Genomic DNA, 21,949 nt, shown 5'->3' with positions numbered 1-21,949 from the left:
ATTAAATATATATTTTTGGTTCTTATCCATATAGTTTATGTGTCATTCCTGCGAAAGCAGGAATCCAGTCATAAAAAACATAAATATAATGAATTTTTAAAATTAAAAGCTCAATTTATTTCGCTTTAGCCTGGATTCCCGCCTACGCGGGAATGACATCGGAGCTATGCAACAACCTAGGGACAAGCCACAGGATTATACATTAATTATAAGTAGGAATTTCTACTCTAACCGACAGCCCACCTAAATCCTTGCTATCTTCTAAGTAAAGAAATCCGTTATGATCTTTTATTATCTCACGAGTAATAGCAAGTCCAAGACCTACATTACTTGAATTATCTAACTGTCTTGCTTTATCCGATCTATAAAATGGCTTTAATACTAAAGGTTTTTCTGCGTTATCTATGCCGCTGCCATTATCTTCAATGATTATCGATAAGTTAGATGAGTTAGCATTTAACGAGATTCTAACTTTAGTACCATATTTTATAGCGTTACTGATTAAATTAGACAAGGCTCTTTCAAAAGAATGTGGTTTAATTCGAAGTTTTATTCCATCTAATTTAGTAGGGTTTATAAACTTTATATCTATATGTGACCATTTATTTAAAAAAGATTTAATCCAGGATAAAATAAAAACCTCTTTAAATTGTTCTGCACTTTCGCCTCTTGCAAAATCTAGATAGGAGTTTATCATTTGCTGCATAGTTAATATATCTTGCTTTAGTCCGTCAGTTTCTTCATTTTCGTCCATTAATTCAAGTTGTAATTTCATGCGTGTTAGAGGAGTTCTTAAATCATGAGAAATCATAGCAAGCATGGTAGTTCTTTTGGTAATTTGCTTTTCTATACGAGATTTCATCTTTAAAAAAACAAGCCCTGCTTTTCTTATTTCTAAGGCACCGGTAGGCTTAAAATTCTTACTTTTTAAGATACCTCGACCGAATTCATCCATGCTATCTGCAAGAGCAACTATTGATTTAATTTGATTTTTAGAGAAAATAATGGAGATGGAAAGTAATATAATAGTTAAAAATATAATCCATAGAACAAAGATATATACTGTTGGGTTAAGTAATAATTTGGCTGGAAAAGAAATATTTAATATCTCGTTATTTAGTTCTAATAATACTTGAATTCTGTTTTCCTTAGTTAAGTTAATTATATTTTTTTCATGAATTTTTGTATTTAAAATATTTTTAAATATAGTTAAGGGTTCGTTTAACTTAGGCTGTTTTGCTAATAGTTTCTTATTAGGCTCAAATTGATAAGATAAATTGAGATAATTTTCTGATAATTGTGTTATTTCTTTGGGATTGTCTTTATGCTCTTTAATTAAAGATTCTATTTCATTGATAATAATGGTGCTAGTATAATATGAAACATTATACCAATGACGATCATAAAACAAAAATATAGCAACTAGTTGTCCTATCAGAATCGGCATAATTATGATAAGCATAAATCTTAGGAATAAAGTCCTAGGTAATAATTTAGATATAAAGTGCATATCCCTCATTACGCACGGTTTTTAAATATTTCGGTTCTTTAGGATTATCTTCTAGCTTATTTCTTATTCTGGTAATTTGTACATCAATAGAACGTTCACTAAGACCTCCCATAATTTTTGAAAGCTCAAGGCGGCTAACAGAAGTACCAAGACGTTCTATAAATATCTCAAGTAACTTCTGCTCAGTAGAGCTAAGCGGAATTATCTGATCATTTTTAGTAAATTCTTTAGTATTATAATTATAAAAATTATTGCCAAATTTAGTTATATTTTTTTCTTTTTTGGGATTATTATAATTATTGATCAAGTTATTTATACGCAATAATAATTCTCGTGGTTCAAAAGGTTTAATAACATAATCTGATGCACCAGCTTCAAGACCTTTAACACGGTCATCAGCTTCCGATAAAGCAGTTAGCATTACTATAGGTATATTATTCCCGGCATCCCTAATGGTAGTGGCAAAATCAAGCCCTGTAACGCTTGGTAACATGACGTCTAAAATAATCAAGTCATAATTAGAAGTTTTTAATAAATCCTTTGCCTCTATAGCTGAGACAGCCGTCGATACTAAAAACTCATTTTTATTTAAAAATTGCTTTAAAAGTGCTAATATTCTGGTATCATCATCAACAATTAGGATATGTGCCTTATATTCTTGCATATATATTCGTTTAATTTGAAAAATTTTTTCCGTCATTGCGAGAAGCATAGCGACGAAGCAATCTTAGGAGTTTGCTTTATGAGATTGCCACGCTCCTTGCAGTCCCTCGCAATGACATAATTACTCTAGTACAAATAACAATTAATAACAATGACAAAAAATTCAGAAAATGATCTTTGGTATATTTGGATTAATGGTGAGTTAGTTCCTTATGAACTTGCTACAGTGCATGCTTTAACTCATAGTTTGCATTACTCAGGATCAGTATTTGAGGGTGAGCGGGCTTATAATGGGAAAGTTTTTAAACTTAAAGAACATACTGAAAGATTGATTAAATCAGCAGAAGCTTTAGGATTAAAAGTGCCTTATAGTGTGGAAGAAATTATAAAAGCTCATGAATTATTAATAGAGAAAAATAAGATTCAGGATGCATATATAAGACCGCTTGTTTGGTGTGGAAGTGAGTCTTTAAATATTATTAACCCTAAATTGTCGACTAATGTTTTGATTGCGGCTGTTCCCTCTATGCCACGAGCATTTGCTGCAGGATTTAATTTGTATGTAAGCAGATGGCGTAAAGCTGCACCTAATATGATGCCAGTGCAATCTAAATCCGCTGCTCATTATAACATGGCAATAACGAGTAAAAAAGAGGCGAAAGCTCTTGGTTATGATGATGCATTATTACTTGATTATGAGGGATATATTGCGGAATGTACTACAACAAATATTTTCTTTGTTAAAGATAATGTGCTATATACTCCAATTGCTGATAGATTTTTAGATGGAATAACAAGACAAACTATTATTGAAATTGCAAAAAATCTAGGATTGGAAGTAAAAGAAGAGCGTCTAAAATTAGAACAGATAGAAGATTTTACCAGCTGTTTTGCTACAGGTACGGCAATCGAGGTGCAGAATATTAATTCTATAGATATTGATAATAAGAAAGTTATTTTTAATGATCACAAAATTGCGAATGTTTTAAAAGAAGAGTATGGTAAAATTGTAAAGGAATGACATCGAAGCCACGGGATGACACAATAGGCTTGCAATGACGAAACAACACAAAAATGAAAAACAATGAATAATATATTTAAGGGTTTGATTACGGCAATAATAACGCCGTTTAAAGATAATAAACTGGATTTAGAATCGCTTGAAAAAATTTTGGAGCATCAAATAAAAGCCAAAGTAAATGCCGTAGTAATAGCAGGTTCAACAGGTGAGGGTAGTAGTTTAAACCTTGAAGAGTATAAATTATTATTGCAGACAACTAAGGATATTATAAATAAGCGTATTCCTGTAATTAGTGGATGTTCTTCAAATAATACCGCATATGCAATAGAGCTTGCGGCTGAATCTACAAAAATTGGAGTTGACGGCTTTATGATTAGCCCGCCGTCATATCTGAAGCCTACTCAAGTCGGGATCTATAAACATTTTGAAGCAATACATGAAGCTAGTAATTTGCCGATTATGTTATATTCAGTTCCGGGTAGAACTGGGGTTGACTTTACCGATGAAGTGATATTTAAACTCGCTAAATTACCTCGTGTTTTAGCTTTAAAAGATTGCGGAGTAGATTTAGAGCGTCCACTACGTATTAGGGCAGTAGTTAAAGAAGAATTTAACCTTTTAACCGGCAATGATGATGTAGCGTTAGCTTTTAATGCTCAAGGTGGAATAGGGTGGGTGTCAGTAGCTTCTAACGTTGCACCTAAATTATGCAAAGAGCTTCAAGAGAAATGGTATAACAATGATGTTAAAGGAGCTTTAGAGATTCATCAAAAATTATTACCTTTATATAAAGCATTATTTGTAGAATCAAACCCAATTCCAGTTAAGTATGCTATGCATTATTTAGAATTCTGCACAAATGAAATTCGTTTGCCTTTAACTGAAGCAGCAGATACAACTAAAAAACAAATTGAGGAAATTATAATATCCTTATCTATAAAAGTATGATGGAATATAAGAAAATTATTGCACAAAATAAAAAAGCTCTCTTTAATTATTTTGTTGAAGAAAGATTAGAAGCGGGTATTGTGCTTACAGGTAGTGAAGTTCAATCGCTTCGTCAAGGTAAGGCGTCAATTGAAGAAAGTCATGCAGCTGATACGGGAAATGAGGTATTTTTGTATAATTGCCATATTGCAGAATATGAAAAAGCAAATAGGTTCAATCATTCTACCAGAAGACCACGTAAATTATTATTGCATAAGAAAGAAATAAATAAAATTATCGGTAAAACTAAAATAAAAGGTTATACTCTAGTTGCCTTGTCTATGTATTTTAACAAAAAAAATAAGATAAAAATTGAGCTTGGCATCGCTAAAGGTAAAAAATTACACGATAAAAGAGAATCGATTAAAGAAAAAGATTGGAAGAGAGATCAGAGTAGATTGATCAGACAGAAGTAAAGGATAAGGTATGGTTGTCGCCCCGTGATTTATTCACGGGGTCCAGGAAAAAATATGTAATATTTTTTATTGTTTTTCTGGTTTCCGTGGTCAAACCACGAGATGACACAGTAGGAGTTGCATCTCCTCGCAATGACATACCTTAGCCCGAAACAAAATAAAATTAATTTTAAAGGTTATTTATGCAGCATATTATTGGAAAGATATTAGTTATATTTGTAGTAGTTATAGGAGTTTTATTTATTTTTAAGACTATAAAAACTTCTTCTACAAAACCTGTTTCCATAGAAGTTAAACAAAATGAAGGACCGAAACAATGTGAAGAAGAAAGAGTTAAGAAGATTATAGAAGAATATTTACTTAATACTCCTGAAATAATAATACAATCAATAGAAAATCTACAAAAGCGTAAAGTACAAGAAAGTGAAACCAAAGTTAATAGCTATATTAAGGATAACAAATTAGATATCGAAAATAGCCAAAATTTCCCTGTCATAGGTAATAAAGACGGTGATATAACTATAGTTGCTTTTTATGATTATTCTTGTTCCTACTGTAAAAAAGGTGATGTTTCTTTAAATGAGTTATTACAAAATGATCCAGAGGTGAAAATTTTGTTAAGACCATTACCTATCCTTGGTGATGCCTCTGATTATTTAGCAAAAATAGCTTTAGCAGTTTATAAAATTAACCCTAGCAAATTTAAAGCTGTTCATAGTGAGTTAATGAAGGCAAGAAATGTTTCTAAAGAAACTGTCGAAGAATTATTAGCTAAAAATGACTTAAATATTACGGAAGTTGAAGAGATAGCTGATAGTTCTGATATAAGAGATTTAATCGCTCAAAATATGCAGATAGCTAGAAATCTTAAAATTCAGGGTGTACCTGCATATGTAATTAATGCTAGGTTAATCCCAGGATCAGTAGATTTCCCTCAATTATTAAGCATAGTCAAAGAAATTAGAGATAGTAAGGATTCATAATTAAGCCTTGTGGGTCAAAGTCGTCATTGCGAGGAGATGCAAATATAATTTTCTCGCTATGACGGAAAAGCTGATCCACTTTTATTAATATTATAGTCAATTTTCAAATTAAACTTCGTCTACCAACTTTTCATTTAATAGCAGTATATACTTGACAATATGCTTTTAGATTGTTAATATCCTTTTACATATATTAAAGCTTTATAAAGCTAACAAATAAAATTAATTCTTCAAGCCACAAGAATAAATCTAAAAATCTAGTTTGATTCCTAATTTAAAACAAACGTAATATTTCCTCTACATTTAAGGAATTAAATTTTTCATTCATGTCAACTATAATCTATTATAATAAAAATAATGAGTATAACTAATAAAGAATCCCCAGAACAACTAAATAACCCTGAATTTAATAATCATTATGCAGAAAACGGCAATATAATTAATTTAAAAGAATTAAAACGTAAATTGCCTGAAGAATTACAAGCTCAAGCAGAAGAGCTAAAAATTGAAAATGTTAGTTCTTTGCGTAAACAAGAATTAGTTTTTGCAATTTTAAAGAAATCTGTAGAGCAGGGTGGTTCAATAGTAGGTGAGGGGGTACTTGAAGTTTTGCCTGACGGGTTTGGTTTTTTGCGTTCTCCAGAAGTAAATTATTTAGCAGGACCTGATGATATTTATATTTCTCCAAGCCAGATTCGTCGCTTTGGTCTTCGTACTGGTGATACTGTGGAAGGACGAATAAGAGCTCCGAAAGAAGGTGAGCGTTATTTTGCTCTACTTAAGGTAAATAAAGTAAATTTTGAAGATCCCTCTAAGGCTTATCACCGCGTCAATTTTGATAATTTAACTCCTTTATATCCCGATGAAAAACTAGGCTTAGAGCTTGAAGATAACAGTAAAGATTTTAGTACACGTGTTATTGAGCTAGTCGCACCAATGGGTAAAGGTCAGCGTGCTTTAATAGTTGCACCTCCTCGTACTGGTAAAACTGTATTATTACAAAATATTGCACATGCTATTACCACCAATAATCCGGAAGTATTTTTAATTGTGTTGTTAATAGATGAGAGACCTGAAGAGGTAACGGATATGCAACGTTCCGTGCGTGGTGAGGTTGTTAGCTCTACTTTCGATGAGCCAGCAAGTAGACACGTACAGCTTGCGGAAATGGTCATTGAAAAAGCAAAGCGTTTAGTAGAACATAAAAAAGACGTAGTGATTTTAGTTGATGCTATTACCCGTCTTGCTCGTGCTTATAATACTGTAGTGCCATCATCAGGTAAGGTATTAACTGGGGGTGTTGATGCTAACGCACTTCAGCGTCCGAAAAGATTTTTTGGTGCTGCAAGAAATATTGAGAATGGCGGTTCACTCACCATAATCGGTACGGCTCTAATTGAAACAGGTTCACGTATGGATGAGGTGATTTTCGAAGAGTTCAAAGGTACAGGTAACTCTGAGATAGTGTTAGATCGTAAGATTGCTGATAAACGTATTTATCCGGCAATTGATATAAATAGATCAGGAACTAGAAAAGAAGATTTATTAGTTGATAAAATAGTGCTAAATAAAATGTGGGTTCTTCGCCGCATCATTGACCCAATGGGTAGCAGTGAAGCAATAGAATTCTTGCTTAAAAAGTTAGAACATACTAAAACTAATAGTGAGTTTTTTGAGATGATGAAAAGCCCAGCAGAACGTAAGTAAGTATACTCGATGAACTTGAAAAATTGGCTGCGTCGTCTTATAAGTTCTGTGGTCCTCACGTATTAAGTATACGCTGCGGTCCGAGGGCTTAGACTCCTTGCTCTTTTCCAAGTTAATCTTCGTATACAACGTTTATTTAGAGTATAGGTTATTGCGAGGAGCGAAGCAATGACGAAAAACTAAAAAACATATTGCAAAATGAATATAACACCTGATTATTTAATTGAAAGAAAACAAATAAAAGCTCGTTTATTAGTTTGGAAGTTAAGAGCAATTATTTTAATTGGTGTTTCATTCTTCCTAATTTGTAAAGATTTTGCTCCAACGGAAGTTTTAGCTAATAATGATTATATAGCTTCAGTATTAATTGACGGCATAATACTTGAAGATGAGAAGCGTGATAAAAAGCTTAAGAAAATCGTTGATGATTCTCATATTAAAGCCTTAATAGTTAATGTAAATTCCCCTGGTGGTACAGTAGTAGGATCAGAAAAAATTTATAATATTCTACTTAAAATATCAGAAAAAAAGCCGGTAGTTATAGTTATGGGAACGATGGCAGCAAGTGGTGGTTATTTAATTTCTCTTGCTGGTGATTACATCATTAGCCATAACGGAACTATTACAGGTTCAATTGGGGTAATATTGCAGACTGCTGAGGTAACTGACCTTGCACAAAAGCTTGGTATTACTTTCCTTAATTTTAAATCAGGTGAGCTTAAGGCTGCTCCAAACCCTACTGAAAAACTAACTGAAAATGTAAGAGTAGCGGTTATGGAAAATATTGAAGATACTTACAATTTTTTCATTGAACTCGTTGCTGAAAGACGTAAAATTCCTATAGATGAAGTTAAAAAACTCGCTGATGGCAGAATATATTCAGGTCGCCAAGCTGTAAAATTAAAGCTAGTAGATAATATAGGTAATGAGGATACAGCCTTAAAATGGCTACAAGATGAGAAAAAAATCGATGCTAAATTAACAATTAAAGACTATCAGCTAAAACCAAAACCTAAATTAGTGGAAATGATGCTTGAAGATTTCGACAGTTTAGTCCCTAGTTTTTTCAAAAATAGTTTTAATGGAATTAAGGCAATTTCTAATCATGGCTACTAAAATTGATTTGATAAATAAAATACATAAGCAGCTTGATTATCTTGCTAAAGAAGATGTTAGTGATTCTGTGAATTTAATCCTTAATTATTTAAGCAATTTTCTTAAAGAACAAAACCGTATCGAAATCAGAAACTTCGGTAACTTTTCTATCCGCACACGAAAATTCCCAGAAAGTGATAAATTTTATAATACTATTTATTACCGAATGCCTAAAAATTTCCTTAAAGACTAAAGTTATTACTTTACAAAGATTAAGATATATACAAATTGTGAAGTGGTCTAAATATAGTTTCTCAGAAAAACTTAAAATAATAAAAAGTAAAATAACGCATAATAATATCATATGCGTAGCTCTTCATACTTATGATTTAGAGCTTTTTGAAAAAATATTAATAACGGAAAAAATTAAAGATATTAATACGATGTTCCTTGTTCATTATGGATTATGTGAAGGCGATAAATATTATATTTTTTTACAAAAAATATATAATTACTTAAATGAAAATGATGTTATTTTAGATAAAGAAAAAGAACAATTATTAGACTATGTATTAAAATATATAGAAATATTTGATCCTTTAAAATTTACCAAAAATGAACAATTACAACCTTGTTATAACGATGAAGACACGTTAGAGTATTACGATCGTACTTCTAAAAATTTAAGTGTAAATAATACAAATCCTACTAATCAAATTGGAGAATCTTCTGAACTAAACTATGCAGATTTGGATTGGACAAGTTAATATCTATTTTCATAAGCAATAACATTACAATAATGCAACTATCCCACATAATTTATAAAATTTAAGACAAAACTTACGCTATGAGTAAAAAAGTGATAAATTATTGTAAAAATAATTAAACATGTCAAAGAGGATAAAGTTGCAAGCAATACCAATTAATAGGACAGATTATTGTCAATTTTTAATAGTTAGCCAAAAGAATTATAGTTTAACCTACTACGCTGAACATGCAAAGAAATGTAGTCATGATGTTATTAATAGATTTTTAAGGAATGAAAAATATACACCTTCTTTGTTATGGGAACACATCAAGAATGATGTTATTTTTTCATCTAATGGATATACAATATTTGATGATACGGTTTTAAATAAAAGGAATACGAAGCAAATAGAAATTGCAAGATCGCAGTACAGTGGAGCTACAGGTAGAGTTACTAAAGGTATAGGAGTAGTGAGTCTGGTATATTATAACCCTGATATTAATAAGTTTTGGGTAATAGATTATCGAATTTTTGCACCTGATCATGATGGAGCAACAAAACTAGAACACCTATTAAACATGTTAAATAATGCTGTTTATAGCAAGAAGATTCCTTTTCAAACAGTACTTTTTGACACATGGTATTCTACACACAAAATTATGCAACATGTTGACTCTCTGGGGAAATATTATTATGCCCCTATTAAAGCCAATAGAAACGTTAGTAAAACACACGATTCTAAACCTTATAAAGCTGTAAAAGAGTTGACATTTTCAGATGAAGAGATCAGGCATGGAGTAGAGATTCATATAAAAGGCTTTGCTAAAAATAAGCATGTTAATTTGTTTAAATTTACTGTTTCTACCAACAGAGTTGAGTATGTTGTTACCAATAACAAAACTCACAAATCTTCTAAAGCTGCACAAGATGAGTGTGGCTTTCGATGGGTAATTGAGAGCATGCACAGAGAAATTAAGCAACTTACTGGGATAGAACGTTGTCAATGCAGGAAACAGCGTATTCAACGTAATCATATTAGTTGGGCATTTTTAGTTTGGGCATTTCTCAAAAGGACTGCAAATACAATCGGTAAAACGGTTTACCAAATAAAGTTAGGGCTTTTAGATGACTATATGCAACAACAGCTGCGTTCTCCATCTTTACGATATTTAGAACCAAACATAGCGTAAGTTTTGAAGAAAATTTAATACTCGCTTGAGTTTGCTTTGAACTATCAACTGTCAAGGGATAAATCTAAAATAATTATAAATATTTATATTGAATAAACTCTTATTCTAGTGTCTACTTAAGAAAAAGTTTTATACTTAAATAAGATATAATTTTTTTCAATAATTAGCTTCTACCAACCCCATTAGTACTTATAATGAGCACAGCAAAAAAAAATAAATTTCAAATAAATACCAATAATAATTATAATGATTTACTTACACCTTTTGGTAAGGCAATCCTGCGAGATCGATATCTCATGAAAGGCGAAGATTTTCAAGATTTATTTGCTCGTGTTTCTAGTTATTATGCTGAAAATAAAGAGCATGCTCAGAAGCTATATGAGTATATGAGCAAAATGTGGTTTATGCCTGCAACACCGATTTTAAGTAATGGTGGCACTGATAGGGGGTTACCTATCTCTTGTTTCTTAAACGAGACCGATGATAGTTTAGATGATATAGTAAATTTATGGATGGAAAATGTTTGGCTTGCCTCACGCGGTGGCGGAATAGGAAGTTATTGGGGTAATGTTAGATCTATTAACGAAGCAATCCATAATAAGGGACATTCATCAGGTATTATACCTTTTATTAAGGTAATGGATTCTATGACCCTTGCTATTTCTCAAGGATCGATTAGACGAGGCTCATCAGCAGTATATCTACCTATTGATCATCCTGAAATCGAAGAATTTATTGATATAAGACGCCCGACAGGTGGGGATGTTAACCGAAAATCTCTTAATATTCACCACGGGATTGCTATAACCGATAAATTTATGCAAGCTGTTGAAAATAATACCGACTTCGAGCTTATTAGTCCTGCTACCAAAAAAGTTGTAACTAAAGTTAGAGCAAGAGATTTATGGGTTAAGCTGCTTACTACCAGAATAGAAACCGGTGAGCCTTATCTTTTATTTATTGATAGTGTTAACAAATCAATACCAAAACATCATAAAAAGCTAGGCTTGCATGTTAAGATGTCTAACCTTTGTAGTGAAATTACATTGCCAACCGGTATTGATCATTTAGGTAAGTCAAGAACTGCTGTTTGTTGTCTTTCTTCTTTAAATTTAGAATATTATGAGGAATGGAAAGACGATAAAGAATTCATACCAACCATTATGCTATTTCTTGATAATGTTTTAGAAGATTTCATCAATAAAGCACCTGATACTATGGCAAGAGCTAAATACTCAGCTTTTCGTGAGCGAAGCGTTGGACTTGGTGTTATGGGATTCCACTCATTCTTACAAATGAAAAAAGTACCGATAGAATCGGTTATGGCAAAGGTTTGGAATAAAAAAATATTTGAATATGTATCTAAGGAAGTAGAAGAAGCATCTGTTAAAATCGGTAAAGAGAAAGGAGCTTGTCCTGATGCATTAGATGCAGGAAGCAATGAGCGTTTTAGTAATAAAACAGCAATAGCTCCTACTGCTTCAATTTCAGTAATAGCAGGAAATGCATCACCAGGAATAGAGCCATTTGCTGCTAATAGCTTTGTACAGAAAACCCTAACTGGTTCTTTTAATGTACGTAATAAGCACTTAGAAAGATTATTAGAGGAAAAAGGATTTAATAATGATCAAGTCTGGTCTTCAATTAGTACTCACGAAGGATCAGTGCAGCATCTAACTTTCTTAACTGAAGAAGAAAGGCAAGTCTTTAAAACAGCTTATGAAATTGATCAAAATTGGTTGATAGAGCTAGCAGCAGATCGTACTCCTTATATTACTCAAGCACAATCTTTAAATGTCTTTTTACCAGGTAATGTTAGCAAAAAATATCTAAATGATATTCATTTTAAAGCTTGGAAAAAAGGAGTGAAAAGTTTATATTATTGTAGATCAACATCAATTCAGCGGGCAGATAAAGTTTCGCACGATGTTTTAAAGGCAGATTTTAAAGATTTAGAAAAACAAAATGACGAGCTAGCTGAAGCTAATAAATATGAAGAATGCTTGGCTTGCCAGTAATATAATAGTACCGGACAGTTTTAAAAAATACCTCATTTTATTTAGGTATAGGTGACCTTATATGTCATTCCCGCGTAGGCGGGAATCCAGTAATAAAAAAGTACAAATATAATAAATTTTAAAAGCTAAAAGCGTAGGTTATCTCGCTTTATGCTGGATTCCCGCCTACGCGGGAATGACATAAAGTAGAAACTGTTCTATACTATTCAATGATATACTAGAAGAACTTCGTATAGTTACTGTTAATATAAAAAATAAATTAAAAAGAAAGCATATGTCATTACTTGATGCAAGTCCGATTTATAAGCCGTTTTCATATCCTTGGGCATATGAAGCTTGGCACACTCAACAAAAAATTCATTGGTTGCCGGAAGAAGTACCGCTTGCTGATGATGTTAAAGATTGGAAATATAATTTAACCCCAGGTGAGAAGCATCTATTAACGCAAATATTTCGCTTTTTTACACAAGTTGATATTGAAGTAAATAATTGCTATATGAAGCATTATTCAAGAGTATTTAAGCCGACTGAAGTGTTAATGATGCTGTCTGCTTTTTCTAATATGGAAACAGTGCATATTGCAGCATACTCACATTTGTTTGATACTGTAGGAATGCCTGAAGTAGAATATTCTGCGTTTCTTAAATATAAAGAAATGAAAGATAAATATGATTATATGCAGCAATTCGGAGTTACTACTAACGAGGATATAGCAACTACGCTTGCAGTATTTGGAGCTTTCACCGAAGGATTACAGCTATTTGCTTCTTTTGCTATTATGCTTAATTTTCCACGTTTTAATAAAATGAAAGGCATGGGGCAGATTATCGCTTGGTCAGTACGTGATGAAACACTACATACTAATTCTATTATTATGCTCTTTAAAACTTTTGTTAGAGAAAATCCTGAAGTTTGGACAGAAAATTTACGTAGTCGTATCTATAAAGCTTGTACAACTATTGTACATTTTGAAGATGCATTTATTGCTCTTGCTTTTGAAGTAGGAGGAATTGAAGGGCTAACAGCTGATGAAGTAAGATTATATATTAGATATATCGCAGACAGACGTTTATTTCAGTTAGGGCTAAAAGATATTTACATGGTAAAAAATAATCCTCTACCATGGCTTGATGAAATGCTAAACGGGGTTGAGCATACAAACTTCTTTGAAAATAGGGCAACCGAATATTCAAAAGCAGCAACTACCGGCTCATGGGAAGAAGTATTCACTGATATAGATAGGAAGTAGTATACTCGTTTTATTTGAAAAATTGGCTATAGCTATTTTAGAAAGCGCGATACAAGCGAATTTTGCAAGATTCGCCTTTGCTCACCGTACTAAGAATGTACGCTCCGCAGGCTCCCCTTTAAATTCATCTTGTCTAGAACTTTCTAAAATACGCTGGACGTTGTCTTTTGCTGATAATCCTCACGTATTAAGTATACGCTGCGGTTATCAGCTTCAAGACCGATTCCTCTTTTCCAAATAAAACTTCGTCTACCAACTCTTCATTTATTAGATGTATATTGTCATTTTTGCGGTGGTGTTATTGCTTGGCTTGGAAAACATCCAGTATGTCATTCCCGCAGAAGTGGAAATCCAGCATAAAGCAAGAGAAATTGAGCTTTTAATCTTAAAATTTTGCTATTTTAAAATTTCTAATTACTGGATTCCTGCCTTTGCGGGAATGGCATATAGCATAAGTCATTAAGGTACTGACAGAGCGAGAGTATCATGTTATAGTAAGCAAATATTAACAAGCATGTAAAGAGATATGGCACGAGCATATGCAATAGAACTAAGACTAAGAGTTATAAAAGCTGTAGAAGCAGGGATACGAATAAGTAAGGTAAGTAAATTATTTAATGTAAGTCGTGATACTATATATAAATGGAAAAAATTAAAAGATAAGCAAGGTACTTTAGAAGCAGCAACTGGTTATCAGAAAGGACATAGTCATAAGATAAAAGATTCAGAATCTTTTAAAGAATTTTTTAAAGCTAATATGAATAAAACATCAAAGGAGTTAGCAAAGCAATGGGGTAATATTGCATCTGTAACTATTTTAAGACAAATCAGAAAACTTGGCTATAGCTATAAAAAAACTCATTTTCATCCGAAAAGAGATATTAAATTAAGAAATGAATTTATAGCAAAGATACAAACCATCACAAAAGACAAATTAGTCAAAACTTACGCTATGAGTAAAAAAGTGATAAATTATTGTAAAAATAATTAAACATGTCAAAGAGGATAAAGTTGCAAGCAATACCAATTAATAGGACAGATTATTGTCAATTTTTAATAGTTAGCCAAAAGAATTATAGTTTAACCTACTACGCTGAACATGCAAAGAAATGTAGTCATGATGTTATTAATAGATTTTTAAGGAATGAAAAATATACACCTTCTTTGTTATGGGAACACATCAAGAATGATGTTATTTTTTCATCTAATGGATATACAATATTTGATGATACGGTTTTAAATAAAAGGAATACGAAGCAAATAGAAATTGCAAGATCGCAGTACAGTGGAGCTACAGGTAGAGTTACTAAAGGTATAGGAGTAGTGAGTCTGGTATATTATAACCCTGATATTAATAAGTTTTGGGTAATAGATTATCGAATTTTTGCACCTGATCATGATGGAGCAACAAAACTAGAACACCTATTAAACATATTAAATAATGCTGTTTATAGCAAGAAGATTCCTTTTCAAACAGTACTTTTTGACACATGGTATTCTACACACAAAATTATGCAATATGTTGACTCTCTGGGGAAATATTATTATGCCCCTTAAAGCCAATAGAAACGTTAGTAAAACACACGATTCTAAACCTTATAAAGCTGTAAAAGAGTTGACATTTTCAGATGAAGAGATCAGGCATGGAGTAGAGATTCATATAAAAGGCTTTGCTAAAAATAAGCATGTTAATTTGTTTAAATTTACTGTTTCTATCAACAGAGTTGAGTATGTTGTTACCAATAACAAAACTCACAAATCTTCTAAAGCTGCACAAGATGAGTGTGGCTTTCGATGGGTAATTGAGAGCATGCACAGAGAAATTAAGCAACTTACTGGGATAGAACGTTGTCAATGCAGGAAACAGCGTATTCAACGTAATCATATTAGTTGGGCATTTTTAGTTTGGGCATTTCTCAAAAGGACTGCAAATACAATCGGTAAAACGGTTTACCAAATAAAGTTAGGGCTTTTAGATGACTATATGCAACAACAGCTGCGTTCTCCATCTTTACGATATTTAGAACCAAACATAGCGTAAGTTTTGTAGTATATCTTGATGAATCTGGAATAGAGGATAATGCTTGCAAAGAGTATGGATGGAGCATTATAGGACAAAGGTGTTATGGAGAAAAGGTGTATCAACATAAATTTAGAATAAGTATGATAGCTGGTCTTTGTAATGGTAATCTTATTGCTCCTGTAATATTTGAAGGTAATTGTAATACAGAGGTCTTTAAAACTTATATTAGGGATGTATTAATTACAGAATTACAACCTGGGCAAACCGTTATTATGGATAACATTAATTTTCATAAAAATTCTAAAGTTAAAGAGTTCATTGAATCCGTTGGTTGTACCATATTGTATTTACCAACTTACTCTCCTGATTTAAATCCTATAGAGCATTACTGGTTTAAGATAAAAAATGAAATTAGGAAAGTTGTAGGAGATTTTGAAACATTTTATGATGCTGTTTTTAATACTATTAAATTGTCAGTATCTTAATGATTTATGCTATATTATGTTAGACATAAAAAGAAAACAAGAGCATATCGAAATTAATCTTACGAAGAATGTTGAATCCGGCTTAAGTAGCGGATTTGAGTCAGTTCAGTTTGTGCATAATGCCTTACCGGAAATCAATTATAGTAGTATAGATACAACTACTACTTTCTTAAATAAAACCTTACAAGCACCTATTCTAATTTCTAGTATGACAGGCGGAACACCTAGGGCAAGAGATATTAATTGTAGATTAGCTGCTGCTGCTCAAAAAGCAGGTATCGCTATGGGACTTGGTTCTATGCGTACGCTAATTAGAGCACCAAGTACTTTAGATACATTTACAGTGCGGAATAATGCTCCTGATATAGTATTACTTGCTAATATTGGTGCGGTGCAACTCAATTATGGCGTAACACCAAAGCAATGCCAATATTTAGTAGATAGCGTTAAAGCTGATGCCTTAATTTTACATCTGAACGTGTTACAGGAATTAACTCAGCCGGAAGGTGATAAAAATTGGGAAAATCTTTTGTCGAAAATAAAAGAAGTCGTAAATTATCTTTCTGTCCCTGTAATTATCAAGGAAGTAGGGTTCGGCTTATCTAAAAAAATAGCCAAGCAATTTATAGATATAGGAGTTAAGATTCTTGATGTTGCAGGAAGTGGTGGAACATCGTGGAGTCAAGTAGAAGCTTACCGTGCTACAAATTCATTACAAAATCGTATAGCTAATAGTTTTATCAATTGGGGAATTCCGACGCTAAATTCCCTTAAAATGGTGCGAGAAGCTTCAAAGGATATTTCGGTTATTGCAAGTGGCGGCTTAAAGTCGGGTATTGACGGGGCTAAAGCTATTCGCATGGGAGCGGATATTTTTGGTCTTGCCGGTCCATTTTTAAAAGCAGCTGATGTTTCAGAAAATCTAGTATCTGAAGAGGTGCAGTTAATAATAGAACAGCTCAAAATTACTATGATGTGTACAGGATCGTGTAATTTGGAGGAGTTGAAAAAGGTTGAATTATTGTAATTGTCACCAACTATGTCATTCTTAGCAGCGGCGGGAAAACATTCAAAACTTACGCTATGAGTAAAAAAGTGATAAATTATTGTAAAAATAATTAAACATGTCAAAGAGGATAAAGTTGCAAGCAATACCAATTAATAGGACAGATTATTGTCAATTTTTAATAGTTAGCCAAAAGAATTATAGTTTAACCTACTACGCTGAACATGCAAAGAAATGTAGTCATGATGTTATTAATAGATTTTTAAGGAATGAAAAATATACACCTTCTTTGTTATGGGAACACATCAAGAATGATGTTATTTTTTCATCTAATGGATATACAATATTTGATGATACGGTTTTAAATAAAAGGAATACGAAGCAAATAGAAATTGCAAGATCGCAGTACAGTGGAGCTACAGGTAGAGTTACTAAAGGTATAGGAGTAGTGAGTCTGGTATATTATAACCCTGATATTAATAAGTTTTGGGTAATAGATTATCGAATTTTTGCACCTGATCATGATGGAGCAACAAAACTAGAACACCTATTAAACATGTTAAATAATGCTGTTTATAGCAAGAAGATTCCTTTTCAAACAGTACTTTTTGACACATGGTATTCTACACACAAAATTATGCAACATGTTGACTCTCTGGGGAAATATTATTATGCCCCTATTAAAGCCAATAGAAACGTTAGTAAAACACACGATTCTAAACCTTATAAAGCTGTAAAAGAGTTGATATTTTCAGATGAAGAGATCAGGCATGGAGTAGAGATTCATATAAAAGGCTTTGCTAAAAATAAGCATGTTAATTTGTTTAAATTTACTGTTTCTACCAACAGAGTTGAGTATGTTGTTACCAATAACAAAACTCACAAATCTTCTAAAGCTGCACAAGATGAGTGTGGCTTTCGATGGGTAATTGAGAGCATGCACAGAGAAATTAAGCAACTTACTGGGATAGAACGTTGTCAATGCAGGAAACAGCGTATTCAACGTAATCATATTAGTTGGGCATTTTTAGTTTGGGCATTTCTCAAAAGGACTGCAAATACAATCGGTAAAACGGTTTACCAAATAAAGTTAGGGCTTTTAGATGACTATATGCAACAACAGCTGCGTTCTCCATCTTTACGATATTTAGAACCAAACATAGCGTAAGTTTTGATTATTTTTACAATAATTTATCACTTTTTTACTCATAGCGTAAGTTTTGCATTATTGCGTGGATCGAAAAACGCCCTAAGGTAGTCATCTAGTTCCCAAGCCACGGGGTGACAAGGGAAAATGATCTACGCAACAAAGCCTGCATTTTTCCCAGAATGACGTTTCTACAGTTCTAAATAAGATTTTAATGCCAAAATTAATATCTCATCTTTTTTGGCATCTAAATCTTTTGTTAATTCTTCATAAACTTGTTCGTCTGATAGGGTAGTGAATTTTTTAAAGAGCTTTACTATTTCTAGAGACGGCATAATCTGAAAAGCATCTTTCAATATTTTGATCTTTTTCTTATCATTCAGATTATTATTTGAATTCAAATAAAGTTCTAGCAGAGGGATGTTTACGAAATTTGTATTTATAGCCGACTCCAAATATTCTGCATCATTTGCCAGCAAATAGTAATCAGCAATCTTTAAAGTATCTGAAATAGGTATAGCTTTATGAAGCTTGGCAATTTTATTTGTGATAAAAGTAAATTTAGACCATAAAGCAAGTTGTCCGTAACAATAAGCTAAAGTAACTAAATTATCTGCATCATATTCATTTGAATTATAAGCTTTAATAGCATAATTCTCAGCTTCTTTATAAAGTCCTTTATCGTAATAAAGTCTGGCTAAATTTTTATTGCTATAAAAAGCAAATTCTTTTGATTTAGAAAGATTTTGCAAATAAGTGATTTTCTTATCTATATCCTCTTCGGTTTCGGCTAAAATTAAGTTATGAAATTCTTTTAAATTTTCACAAGATGAATTCTTGCGGGCAATAGAGCCTGCTTTAGCTTTATTACCAGTAATATATTTTGCAAAGGCTAGAACTAATGAATATCTATCATTATTAATTTTACGATTACTGAAAATATTATGTATCTTAATTGGTAAGTCGATAATTAATACTAAAAATTTTATGGCAATAAAACCAAATACTATTAATAGAATCAAGCTAATTAGACTAAAGAAAAAAGTAGTTTCAATATTATAATTATATAAACTAATAAAGACCTTTGAATCAAAGCTCTGCGTTAAGGTAAAGCCAAAATAAAGAAGAAAAAGAGCAGCACATATTAATAATAATCTAAACATCTTTATTTATAAACTCCTGCATAAATTTTTCTGAATAAAGAAAATTAATTAGATATTTTAATTTTTCTAGGATCAATGATTTATCTTGTTCTTTTATAGTTATACTAGAAGGTTTTTTCTCAATTTTAACAAATTTTTCAAGCCATTTATGATTTAATGGGAAAATTACTTCTACTCTTTCAGATTTAGAAATAAGGTAATTATTATTATACTCTTCTAAATTTGCTAAAATATTTTTTATTTCCTGAGGTAGCGGCAGGGATTTTAATACTGTTAATTCTTTACTATATTCCTGATCTTGTAAGAAATTATATGTTAACAAATTTGCATTTAGCAGATAATGAATATAATCAGGTGAATATATTTTTTGCTGAGGCTCAGGTTTTTGTTCTAATGCAGCAGTAGGAGCTTCAGGAAATTTTAAGGAATCTATATAATTAAAAAATGTTTTAGTAGATAGCAAAGGTGCTTCTTCTTTTACTACTTCTGTAATATTTGTTTCAATATCCTCTGGGACATCAAGAGTTTGACTTAAATTTTTATTTTCTCTTTTAAATAATTTTAAAATATCGTTCCTATTATTATAAAGCGTGAAGGAAGATAAAGTAAATATTACTATCGCTATAAAAAAGATATTTCTGCTTTTAAATAAACTATTGAATTTTTGCATTATCAAATAATAATTTGATTAAATCGTTAGGATTTTGGTCATCACAATAAACCACATTTTTAAAAAAAGGTCTAACTATATTTGCAACTTTTGAACTTATAGCTATAACTAAACTATTTTGTAAATATTCTAATAAATTATTTTCACTCAATAACTTTAACAGAGTCTTAGCACTATTTTGAGAATAAAGTAAAATAAAATCAACAGAATTTTTAAGTTCTTTTACAACAGATAATGGAAGATCATTTAAATATTCTACATTATAAATAATATAACGTTTTATTTTATCAGGCAAATCTTTAGTGATTTCGTTTGAAGATAGATATATAGCTTGTTCATACAAATCAGCCAGAAAATGCTGCATCAAATCATCGACGTTTTTACCGGCATAGGCTATTTTTAAACCTTTATTTTTTAGTAATTGTTTTGATTTATTACCCACTACCCAAATGTTATGATTTAATTCATATTCAGTAATAATTGTGGCGGCGTATTTGCTAGTTATTATTATATTTGAGTAGTTTTTTAAAATATTAATGTCAAAATCTAGAGTTTTATACTTAATTACAGGGCAGTTAATATAATGAAAATATTTACCTATTTCCTGAGTAGTTTCTAAATTAGCTTCCCAGCTTCTAGTTAATAAAACCGACTTCATATAATATTTGTATTCCTATATAAATAGCTACTGCCCAAATTATAATAGCTGCTATTTTATTAACTATAGCTAAAATTGTGCTACTTTTATTCAGCTTTCTAATATTATAACCAGCAAAACCTAAAGAGAAAAACCATATCCAAGATACAAGCACACAAGTTAAAGTAAATACAGTTTTTGTAAGTCCCTCATATTTTAGGCTACTTGTACCTATTACTACTATTGTATCCATAATTGCATGTGGATTTAATATTGATACTGATATAGCAAATAGAATCTGTTTTTTAGCTGAAAGTGCGTTTGAGGTATTAGTAAGATCAAGAGGTGGCTGATTCCAAGTATTATATCCCATATATAATAAAAAAATAAATCCTAAGATAAATATAGCAAGTTTTAGAGCAGGGATTTCAAAAATTATTAAAGACAAACCAAAAACGGCAGAGCAGATAAGAATAGTGTCGCATATAGAAGCAGATATTATACTAGGTAAAACTTTTTGAAGCTTTTGCTGTGTAGCTCCTTGATTAAATATAAAAATATTCTGCACTCCTAAAGGTACAATTAAGCCAAGTGCTAAGAGTATTGCATGAAAAAATGCATTTAATATTTCGTTCATTTTAAATTAACCAATGTATCCAAGATTTTATAGTAATTACTGTTTGCGGTAAATATATTAGTGCTATTCCCCAAATTGTTATAGCTCCTACCTTATTAAGTATTTTTAAAATTATAGCCCCTTTACTTAGTTTTCTAATATTATAACCAATTATTGATAATAATAAAAACCATAGATAGATAGGTATAAGTATATATATTACTTTAGTATTATAATCTTGATATTTATAGAGAACTGTATTTAGCATATCTAGAATGAAAGGATTAAATATTGATAATACTAATATATATACTATATACAGGTTCTAAAAATAGCTTTTGAATAGAAACCGATTCAGGGATGTTTATTGAATTAAAATATGATTGATGCCAAGTATTATAGCCCATATACATAAAATAAATCCAATTATAAAAATAGGTATCGCTATGAACCATAGCATATAAATAAACAAGAACTCAGTATTAAAGATAATTATGTATATGATAATGCTATAACTTATGCAAGCAGCGATCATACTAGGTAGAGCTTTTTTAAAGCTGCAATATTTTGCACTTTGGTTTAGTATAAAAATACTTTGTATAATCGAGGATGAAA

At 31.4% G+C, this 21,949-nt stretch carries 23 protein-coding genes and 1 pseudogene; 18 read left to right on the top strand and 6 right to left on the bottom strand.

Annotated features, from left to right (window positions below; translation table 11 throughout):
• Window positions 1-202: 202 nt before the first annotated feature.
• Both AAGD55_RS08065 and AAGD55_RS08060 read right to left on the bottom strand, forming a co-directional pair.
• Window positions 203-1,510 (bottom strand): sensor histidine kinase, encoded by a 1,308-nt coding sequence (locus AAGD55_RS08065; protein ID WP_341791095.1) that lies wholly within the window; start codon window positions 1,508-1,510, stop codon window positions 203-205.
• Window positions 1,494-2,174 (bottom strand): response regulator transcription factor, encoded by a 681-nt coding sequence (locus AAGD55_RS08060; protein WP_341792562.1) that lies wholly within the window; start codon window positions 2,172-2,174, stop codon window positions 1,494-1,496. Before AAGD55_RS08060 ends, AAGD55_RS08065 begins: the two co-directional genes overlap by 17 nt.
• A 150-nt stretch (window positions 2,175-2,324) precedes the next feature.
• On the opposite strand from AAGD55_RS08060, the gene AAGD55_RS08055 reads away from it, so the two are divergent.
• The 18 genes and pseudogenes from AAGD55_RS08055 (at window position 2,325) to AAGD55_RS07970 (ending at window position 18,269) form a co-directional block, all read left to right on the top strand.
• Complete coding sequence (locus tag AAGD55_RS08055; RefSeq protein ID WP_341791094.1) at window positions 2,325-3,194, top strand: branched-chain amino acid transaminase; 870 nt, start codon at window positions 2,325-2,327, stop codon at window positions 3,192-3,194.
• 63 nt (window positions 3,195-3,257) lie between these two features.
• On the top strand, window positions 3,258-4,142 hold the full coding sequence (gene dapA / locus AAGD55_RS08050; RefSeq protein ID WP_341791093.1) for a 4-hydroxy-tetrahydrodipicolinate synthase: 885 nt from the start codon (window positions 3,258-3,260) through the stop codon (window positions 4,140-4,142).
• Window positions 4,139-4,597: an SsrA-binding protein SmpB gene (gene smpB, locus AAGD55_RS08045; protein WP_341791092.1), complete on the top strand. Its 459-nt coding sequence runs from the start codon at window positions 4,139-4,141 to the stop codon at window positions 4,595-4,597. Before dapA ends, smpB begins: the two co-directional genes overlap by 4 nt.
• 182 nt (window positions 4,598-4,779) lie before the next feature.
• Window positions 4,780-5,580: a DsbA family protein gene (locus AAGD55_RS08040; protein WP_341791091.1), complete on the top strand. Its 801-nt coding sequence runs from the start codon at window positions 4,780-4,782 to the stop codon at window positions 5,578-5,580.
• A gap of 357 nt (window positions 5,581-5,937) precedes the next feature.
• Window positions 5,938-7,287 carry a transcription termination factor Rho gene (gene rho, locus AAGD55_RS08035; RefSeq protein WP_341791090.1) on the top strand — a complete coding sequence of 450 codons (1,350 nt, stop codon included), beginning with the start codon at window positions 5,938-5,940 and terminating at the stop codon, window positions 7,285-7,287.
• A gap of 198 nt (window positions 7,288-7,485) precedes the next feature.
• Entirely contained in the window at window positions 7,486-8,403 is a 918-nt protein-coding gene (gene sppA, locus AAGD55_RS08030) for a signal peptide peptidase SppA (RefSeq protein WP_341791089.1), read from the top strand.
• Entirely contained in the window at window positions 8,393-8,635 is a 243-nt protein-coding gene (locus tag AAGD55_RS08025) for an HU family DNA-binding protein (RefSeq protein WP_341791088.1), read from the top strand. The genes sppA and AAGD55_RS08025 overlap by 11 nt, the downstream gene beginning before the upstream one ends.
• Window positions 8,636-8,672: 37 nt before the next feature.
• Entirely contained in the window at window positions 8,673-9,149 is a 477-nt protein-coding gene (locus AAGD55_RS08020; protein WP_341791087.1) for a hypothetical protein, read from the top strand.
• A gap of 121 nt (window positions 9,150-9,270) precedes the next feature.
• Window positions 9,271-10,320: a transposase gene (locus AAGD55_RS08015; RefSeq protein WP_341790834.1), complete on the top strand. Its 1,050-nt coding sequence runs from the start codon at window positions 9,271-9,273 to the stop codon at window positions 10,318-10,320.
• Between the two features lie 194 nt (window positions 10,321-10,514).
• Window positions 10,515-12,338, top strand: coding sequence for a ribonucleoside-diphosphate reductase subunit alpha (locus AAGD55_RS08010; protein WP_341791086.1), 1,824 nt, complete (start codon window positions 10,515-10,517; stop codon window positions 12,336-12,338).
• Between the two features lie 274 nt (window positions 12,339-12,612).
• Complete coding sequence (locus AAGD55_RS08005; RefSeq protein WP_341791085.1) at window positions 12,613-13,587, top strand: ribonucleotide-diphosphate reductase subunit beta; 975 nt, start codon at window positions 12,613-12,615, stop codon at window positions 13,585-13,587.
• 295 nt (window positions 13,588-13,882) lie between these two features.
• The gene (locus tag AAGD55_RS08000) at window positions 13,883-14,050 is read left to right on the top strand and encodes a hypothetical protein (RefSeq protein WP_341791084.1); all 168 of its coding nucleotides are present in this window, start codon (window positions 13,883-13,885) and stop codon (window positions 14,048-14,050) included.
• Window positions 14,051-14,113: 63 nt separating this feature from the next.
• On the top strand, window positions 14,114-14,578 hold the full coding sequence (locus tag AAGD55_RS07995; RefSeq protein WP_341791083.1) for an IS630 transposase-related protein: 465 nt from the start codon (window positions 14,114-14,116) through the stop codon (window positions 14,576-14,578).
• A 2-nt stretch (window positions 14,579-14,580) separates the two neighbouring features.
• Entirely contained in the window at window positions 14,581-15,144 is a 564-nt protein-coding gene (locus tag AAGD55_RS07990) for a transposase (protein WP_341791082.1), read from the top strand.
• Window positions 15,134-15,628 (top strand): transposase, encoded by a 495-nt coding sequence (locus AAGD55_RS07985; RefSeq protein ID WP_341791081.1) that lies wholly within the window; start codon window positions 15,134-15,136, stop codon window positions 15,626-15,628. The genes AAGD55_RS07990 and AAGD55_RS07985 overlap by 11 nt, the downstream gene beginning before the upstream one ends.
• Window positions 15,629-15,633: 5 nt before the next feature.
• Window positions 15,634-16,095: pseudogene (locus tag AAGD55_RS07980) on the top strand (IS630 family transposase); the annotation flags it as partial.
• Window positions 16,096-16,111: 16 nt separating this feature from the next.
• The gene (gene fni, locus AAGD55_RS07975; RefSeq protein ID WP_341792561.1) at window positions 16,112-17,122 is read left to right on the top strand and encodes a type 2 isopentenyl-diphosphate Delta-isomerase; all 1,011 of its coding nucleotides are present in this window, start codon (window positions 16,112-16,114) and stop codon (window positions 17,120-17,122) included.
• A 97-nt stretch (window positions 17,123-17,219) separates the two neighbouring features.
• Window positions 17,220-18,269, top strand: a complete 1,050-nt coding sequence (locus AAGD55_RS07970) for a transposase (RefSeq protein ID WP_341791080.1) — start codon at window positions 17,220-17,222, stop codon at window positions 18,267-18,269.
• Window positions 18,270-18,439: 170 nt separating this feature from the next.
• Here AAGD55_RS07970 and AAGD55_RS07965 read toward each other — a convergent pair whose 3' ends face one another.
• The 4 genes from AAGD55_RS07965 to AAGD55_RS07950 are packed head-to-tail and all read right to left on the bottom strand — an operon-like array spanning window position 18,440 to window position 21,355.
• On the bottom strand, window positions 18,440-19,411 hold the full coding sequence (locus AAGD55_RS07965) for a tetratricopeptide repeat protein (RefSeq protein ID WP_341791079.1): 972 nt from the start codon (window positions 19,409-19,411) through the stop codon (window positions 18,440-18,442).
• Window positions 19,404-20,081, bottom strand: a complete 678-nt coding sequence (locus AAGD55_RS07960) for a hypothetical protein (protein ID WP_341791078.1) — start codon at window positions 20,079-20,081, stop codon at window positions 19,404-19,406. Before AAGD55_RS07960 ends, AAGD55_RS07965 begins: the two co-directional genes overlap by 8 nt.
• Window positions 20,065-20,739 carry a uroporphyrinogen-III synthase gene (locus AAGD55_RS07955; protein WP_341791077.1) on the bottom strand — a complete coding sequence of 225 codons (675 nt, stop codon included), beginning with the start codon at window positions 20,737-20,739 and terminating at the stop codon, window positions 20,065-20,067. The genes AAGD55_RS07960 and AAGD55_RS07955 overlap by 17 nt, the downstream gene beginning before the upstream one ends.
• Window positions 20,717-21,355: a LysE/ArgO family amino acid transporter gene (locus tag AAGD55_RS07950; RefSeq protein ID WP_341791076.1), complete on the bottom strand. Its 639-nt coding sequence runs from the start codon at window positions 21,353-21,355 to the stop codon at window positions 20,717-20,719. The genes AAGD55_RS07955 and AAGD55_RS07950 overlap by 23 nt, the downstream gene beginning before the upstream one ends.
• Window positions 21,356-21,949 lie beyond the last annotated feature (594 nt).

This window comes from Rickettsia endosymbiont of Gonocerus acuteangulatus (assembly GCF_964026435.1).
Taxonomy (GTDB): Bacteria; Pseudomonadota; Alphaproteobacteria; order Rickettsiales; family Rickettsiaceae; genus Rickettsia.
The sequence above is the reverse complement of the archived record's forward strand: the minus strand, read 5'-3'. Positions and strand labels throughout refer to the sequence as shown.